Below are 6060 nucleotides of genomic sequence, written 5' to 3'. Positions count from 1 at the left end.
GCCACAAGGTCCCGACTTTCGGCTCTTGTAGCTCTCGACCGGCTTGGCTCTGGCCTGGCCATCAGCCAAAGGGACCTAGACCTACGCGGCGCCGGCGATCTTTTCGGCGAAGAACAGGCGGGCCACGTCAAGCTCATCGGCGTCGGGCTCTATCATAGACTGCTCGAGCGTGCCTCATCGATTGCGCGAGGCGAGCCCGGCTCTGACATGCAACTTCCGGACATCAACTTGCAGGCCGGAGGGTCATTCCCAGAAAGCTATGTGCGGGAGCCAGCCATACGCCTCAGCCTGTATTCGCGGTTGTTTCGCATGAGCACGCATTCGGATCTCAATGCATTTGCCGACGAAGTGGAGGATCGCTTTGGAGCCATGCCGAGCGAAGTGGCTACCCTGCTGGAGGTAACCCGACTGCGCATGGATGCGGCGGCGTTGGGCTTGAGGCAGGTCGACATAGGACCCGAAGCGATTGCGATCACCTTCCGCACAAAGCCCTCCGCCTCAGTCCGGCAGAACATTTTAGGGCTGGACGGGTTCGAATTTCGACGAGGCCGCTTGATCTGCAGGCCGTCAACCAAACCAGGCATCGCAAAACTCGAGGTTCTACGAAGCGTGATCGGTTCTATTCGCTCGGCACACCGGCACGTGAGCTAAACGCTAGAGCGATTGCCGGTCAAAGCACAACCAGCAATGGCCACCGTAGCCTGTATGCTCACACCTGAGGTGCCGAATGCGTGTCCACATAGGGTCGAATCTCCCCGTTGACTGTTTTCCCGAGAATAGGCATTCAGCGCAGCCTACCACACCAACTTCAACCAGCGGCGCAGCAGGTCTAGATCACCGGTGAGGTTAGGTCGGTAGGGGGCTGTGGTGAGTGACAATTTCCCCATAAGACCGAATTGCGAAGCAATCTCGAGACCGTACCCGCCTCCATGCAGACGCCTTGGTGCCACCCCACAGCCACGTCAACCACGGTGATGCCTCCATCTGCCAGTCAGCGGACCTCCTTGCAGCACGGTTTCAATTGCTTTGCAGCGGCTGTCAAAGCGCCGCGGTCATTCCCAGTGGCTTTTATTAGCTCCCGGACCTGCTCTGGCGTGATGCCGTTCTCGCGGGCGAAATGTTCCACCTCATAATCCTCGTCGACGGCTACGAGGTTACGGTCGCGGAAATCACGCGTGGTCTTGTCATCGGCCATTTCGTCCTCCTGCGGCTTCGATCAACGGCAACGCTGGCAAGTGACTTTCGTTGCGCCGGCGCGTCTGGGGAGGGCCGCATAAGGAAGCGCTTGCGCTGATGACCTCCTATGCCGAAAGCGGAGACGCCGCGGCATTGAAGGCACATGCGCAGATGTCCGCTGCCATCGTCGAGAGGCATTTCGAGCACGCTCAGCAACTGGATAAGGCTAAGTGACACGGCCAAAGACGCGGCATGGGACTCTTCGGACCATGAAAAGGGATGTAGCGGGGTGGCCATGCTGGCCCCCTCGCTGCTGGTCGTCCGGCATACAAACCCGTCCGAGCCGAGCACCCGCCTAAGCGAAGTTCCACGCACGATCTGTCTTCTCTTCGCGATTCGATCTCTCTAGGCGTCGTTTAGCGGGAGCCAACGCTTGCCCTCCTACACGAACGGGCCCATGAGATTCTGCCGCCAGGACCGATCGCCGCGCCCGGCGAGCGAGTCGAGATAGGCCGTCCGGTTCGCAAGCGGAAGATCAGGCCGAACGGGCGAGACGAGTTCCGCCAGGCGCGCAATGCGCTCGCTTGTGCTCGGATGCGTCCGGAACCAGTGCAGCCACCGTGCCCCGCGCGAGTCGAAACGCTCCCAATCATCTCCCTGTATGGCTTCGATCCGTCGCAGAGCAAGGGCCAATGCCTGCGGATCGCCCGTGAGCTCCACGGCCCCTGCGTCGGCCAGGAACTCCCGCCGCCTTGAAAGCGAGAGCTGGAGAAGATCGCTAACAGTGGGCGAAAAGGTCAGGAGCAGAATGCCGAAGGGCGACAGAAACTCGCCCGTCGCCCAGAGCACCGGCAGCAGCGCGAAAAGCAGGAACAAGCCGACGCTTGACATCACCTGCGTCATGGTTCCAGCCGTCGCCGCGAGCCGCATGATGAAGATGTCGCCGTGGCGGATATGGGCGATCTCATGCGCCAGAACAGCAGCGAGTTCGCGCGGCGGCAGCGTCTGAAGGAGACCGCTGGTGACGGCGATGGCGGGATCTTGCCGATCGCCGGCAGCCATGGCCTGCAGGACGGGCGACGGCAGCAGGTGGAGAGTCGGCGCGCGAGGCAGGCCGGCGCGGCGCGCGAGCTCTGCGATCAGTATGACGAGTCCAGGATCGCTGTGCCGGTCCACGACGATGGCCCCATAGGCCTGCCGGAACAGGGCGCCGCCGGAGGTGGAGCCGACCAGGAGGGCGACACCGGACAGGATGAGGCCGAGAACGATGCCGTCCGACCCGCTGATCACGTACCCTGTCCATGCGGCGAGTGCCATAAGGCCGATGAGAATGATGACCGAATGAAGCCTGTTTAGCGCGCGCTGCTGCCTCAAGGCTTCGCTGTCGAGCAGGTACACTGTAGGACCGGGAGTTTGTTTTCGGCGCTGGCCCACTCTTCACCTCTTTTGCTGCGATTTCACAGCGCTCGTTTTCGGATCGAGCTTTGGACACAGTATAAAGCTCGGCACACCATTGCCCCTCCGATCGGAATGCGGATGCCAACAGACCGACAGTAAGGCGAGTACCACCCGGCCCTGGTTAAGCTAACGCGCAAGGAAGAGGATGCGAGATGGCAGGCAAAGATTGCGAGCAGTTTATCGACGATTCCGTCTACGCGGCGAACGTGGAGTCACGCGCGGAAGCGCTCGCAGTTTCGGTGCCATCCGGGGCGGGATGCGGATCGTCGAAGTGCGGCTGCTTCTGAAAATACAAATTCGACATAGGAGGGCGGCCTAGGAGCCCCCTTTTCTGAATCACTCGGCTAGCGCCTTGATAATCGGCGTGGACCATAGGATCAGTATGAACCCGATACCCGACCAAAGCATCACAGTATCCCAGTTGCGATAATCCCGGCGCATCTCAGGCGTCCCTGACAATACTCTATCTGTTACAGAATCCCGCGCTCAAAGCCAGATCCTCCGAAGTGCACGAAGGAGGGCTGTATCTGTCCCGCCGTCTGTACCGCCGGGTGACGCGCCCAGCAAAAAAGTTGGTGAAAGCTGGATCGAATTCAAGAGTTTCTGTTGCCGAGCAGTAGAAAAACCGCCGTCCCCGTAGCCAGATAAGGCGCAATCACTTGCTGCCAAATCATGTTGCTCCTCCGAAGCCGCAGGCTCGCCCTCGTTTACTCCGCGACCTGTGTCGCCCTCCGCTGAAGCTCATGCAGGTGATTGAGCCGCCCGCTGGGCATGCGCTGCCGCGGCGAAGATGAAGCGGTTCTCGTTGCTGAGAATTTCGAGCCAGTTCGCAAGATAGCTTGCGTGGTCGTGCCTAGGCTCGAGCTCCGGAACGATGCCGAGAAAGCAACCGCCCAGATCGGCCAACGAGTTCTTCGTGGACCCTGAAGGAGGGATCCTTATGATAACGGGAGAGGTTGCAATCAAGCCGTTTCTCTGAGCGCAGGTTGCGTAAAGCCGCCGGCCAAGCGGGCGGCAAGCTGCGGCATAGTAAGGATTTGAACGCCGGTTTCGCCGTGGCGCGGCAGCGATTCTACGCATTCGAAAGGCGAGAGGGCCTTCGACGACGATGGTCCGGCGTTTCATCGAGTGCCCTTTGTTCCTCGAACGGGTAGTCGGGTATCGAAAATCTGGTCCGCGACCTCATTCCGTGCCCAAGCGACCTTTTAGGCGCGCAATGTACATGTTGCCCCCGAACAAACACTATGAAGATTACAATGGCGCTCGTGATGAGCTCGGCTTTATTAGGGCAACGACGTCTGTGAAGAGGTTGGGCATCGCTGGAAGAAGCGGACTTATTTTGTATCGGCCGGTAGTCCGAGCTAAAAGGCTAGTGCTGCCTGAGCGCCACCGTCCTACGATTGAGTTCCAGGCTGCAATCTTATGCGACTTTCGCAGCACAGATAGAGAACATCTACTGTTGCGACCGCCCATGACATGGGCGTTGGACCGTGGATTGATCCCCAAGGCGGTCATTTGCACCAACGGAAAACGAGCACAACTATCCGAGCTCATGGATCGTCACGCTGGGAATAACTGCCTTGGCGATATCGCACGACCGGCACATCCTATCTCCCCAAACAGCTTGAAGACCTCCTCGGATAGGACGTGATCGAAGGATTCAATTAGATCGTCGGCGATAAAGGGCACAGAGGGTCCAACCGACTCGAGTCGCTGTGGCTTTCGCCACATCATGTTCACGGGGGGCGCTTGGGGGATGGTATTCCGATTTCGAAAATCTGTAAGGATTGCGCCGGGAGTCCGGATAAATCTCAACGCGAAAAGTGCCAGCGTGCGGGTTGGACCGAAAGGGCTTGGATATACAGTTAGCACAACAGGCAAAAAGCGCCTCAGCACGAGCATCCCGGGCACCGGACTTTCTTATTCAGAGGTTGTTTCGTCGAAGCGACAGCCCGTGCCTCGCGCGCCGTCGCAATTAGTTGCTTCTCAAACTAAGCCGTCTTCGAAGGGCCCGCTCGCCCTTGTGCTACTCGCCATTGGCGCTGGACTGGTTTGGTGCAGCACGCCGTATAATGAAACCAAGATTACCGGAGAACGGTTATTAACCACCGGATTCGTGCAGCCGAATCTAAAGCCCGCGACAGTAGAACCGGACCCCCGGGCCTCCCAGGGTACAGACGCTTATGCCGGGCCCGCCCCTTCCGTTCAAAAGACACTTTATAGCACCGCAAATGTTCGCCTACGGACATCCCCATCGGCTGAGTCCCAGATTGTACTCACCGTCCCAGTTGGATCTGCAGTGTTGTCATCGAAGCGCGAAGGCTCTTGGCATCACGTTTCATACGGGAACTATTCGGGCTGGATTTTAGGCGATTATCTCGCGGAGCCTGGCACTGAACCAGCGGCAACTTCTTCGCCGGTAGCACCGCTGGTTTCAAGCGAACAGCCGGCCTCTGACAGCAACACAATCTCCGGCCGCGCGACCATCATCGACGGAGACACGATCGACATTGCCGGCACGCGCGTGCGTCTCAATAGCATCGATGCGCCTGAGAGTACTCAGCTCTGCCGGAATTCAAAGGGCAAGAACTACCGCTGCGGCCAGTCTTCTGCGAAAGCGCTTGATGCCTGGCTGGCGAAATCCCGGCCCGTAACCTGCACATTCATAGATTGGGATCGCTACGGCCGCTTCGTCGGCGACTGCTATCGTTCCGACGGCACGGCGGTGGCAGGATGGCTGGTCACAGCCGGCCACGCAATGGACTGGCCGCAGCATTCGGGCGGCGCCTACGCGGGCCACCAGGACGAAGCTCGGCTGGCCAGGCGCGGGAGCTGGCAAGGCGAGTTTCAGCCTCCTTGGGAATGGCGTGCCGCACAGCAGGCCCCTAAGCCTGAAACCACGAATCCGATTCGACTGCTCTCCGGCTCATGCGACATCAAGGGCAACATCAGCAACAAGGGCGTTCGCATCTACCACCTCCCCGGCCAGCGTTTCTATGACGAGACAGTGATCAGCCCTGCCAAGGGTGAGCGAATGTTCTGTTCAGAAGATGAGGCGCGCGCGGATGTTGGCGCCGGTCGAAAAGGTGACTATAGCTGCAACTTCGTTGGACTTTGTATAGTCCGAGCCGCTGCAGGTCGATGCTTTCAAGCGTAGCTGGTTCTGTCGACGCCCAGATGGGAAGCCGTTCGCGCCATGCACGTCACTTACGTCGTAGCGTGAAGTACAGGTTGAGAGAAGCGCGTCGGAAGGTCCAGAAATGGCGAGCCGACGCGGTGACTGTCGCAGACTAACAGGACGTCTCCTTGATAGCGACGCTAACCATGTTCCGATAAATGCAGGGCAAGCTAGAGCACGTCCCGTGATCGATGAATCGATTGTGATGTGACGACGAGCTTCTCCGGTGATTCAACATCCACCTTGAT

Annotated in this window: 4 protein-coding genes and 1 pseudogene; 2 read left to right on the top strand and 3 right to left on the bottom strand. The window is 59.1% G+C overall.

Features of this window, described 5'->3' with window-relative positions; all coding sequences use genetic code 11:
* Positions 1-651 (top strand): TRCF domain-containing protein (locus tag AC0L18_RS32115; RefSeq protein ID WP_473495703.1); only part of this gene is annotated, 651 nt, incomplete at its 5' end.
* Positions 652-991: 340 nt separating this feature from the next.
* Here AC0L18_RS32115 and AC0L18_RS32110 read toward each other — a convergent pair.
* The 3 genes and pseudogenes from AC0L18_RS32110 to AC0L18_RS32100 form a co-directional block, all read right to left on the bottom strand.
* Complete coding sequence (locus tag AC0L18_RS32110) at positions 992-1195, bottom strand: DUF3606 domain-containing protein (protein WP_473495702.1); 204 nt, start codon at positions 1193-1195, stop codon at positions 992-994.
* A 422-nt stretch (positions 1196-1617) separates the two neighbouring features.
* Positions 1618-2574, bottom strand: coding sequence for a zinc metalloprotease HtpX (locus tag AC0L18_RS32105; protein ID WP_473495701.1), 957 nt, complete (start codon positions 2572-2574; stop codon positions 1618-1620).
* A 767-nt stretch (positions 2575-3341) separates the two neighbouring features.
* Positions 3342-3613 (bottom strand): annotated as a pseudogene (locus AC0L18_RS32100) (zincin-like metallopeptidase domain-containing protein); the annotation flags it as partial.
* A 753-nt stretch (positions 3614-4366) separates the two neighbouring features.
* Between AC0L18_RS32100 and AC0L18_RS32095 the strand changes: the two are divergent.
* Entirely contained in the window at positions 4367-5791 is a 1425-nt protein-coding gene (locus tag AC0L18_RS32095; protein WP_473495700.1) for a DUF4236 domain-containing protein, read from the top strand.
* Positions 5792-6060 lie beyond the last annotated feature (269 nt).

It is taken from the genome of Mesorhizobium sp. WSM4819 (assembly GCF_055811215.1).
The sequence above is the reverse complement of the archived record's forward strand: the minus strand, read 5'-3'. Positions and strand labels throughout refer to the sequence as shown.

Coding starts and splice junctions, on each gene's coding strand:
- AC0L18_RS32110 (WP_473495702.1), bottom strand. CDS start 1,195: ATGGCCGATGACAAGACCACGCGTGATTTCCGCGACCGTAACCTCGTA.
- AC0L18_RS32095 (WP_473495700.1), top strand. CDS start 4,367: ATGTTCACGGGGGGCGCTTGGGGGATGGTATTCCGATTTCGAAAATCT.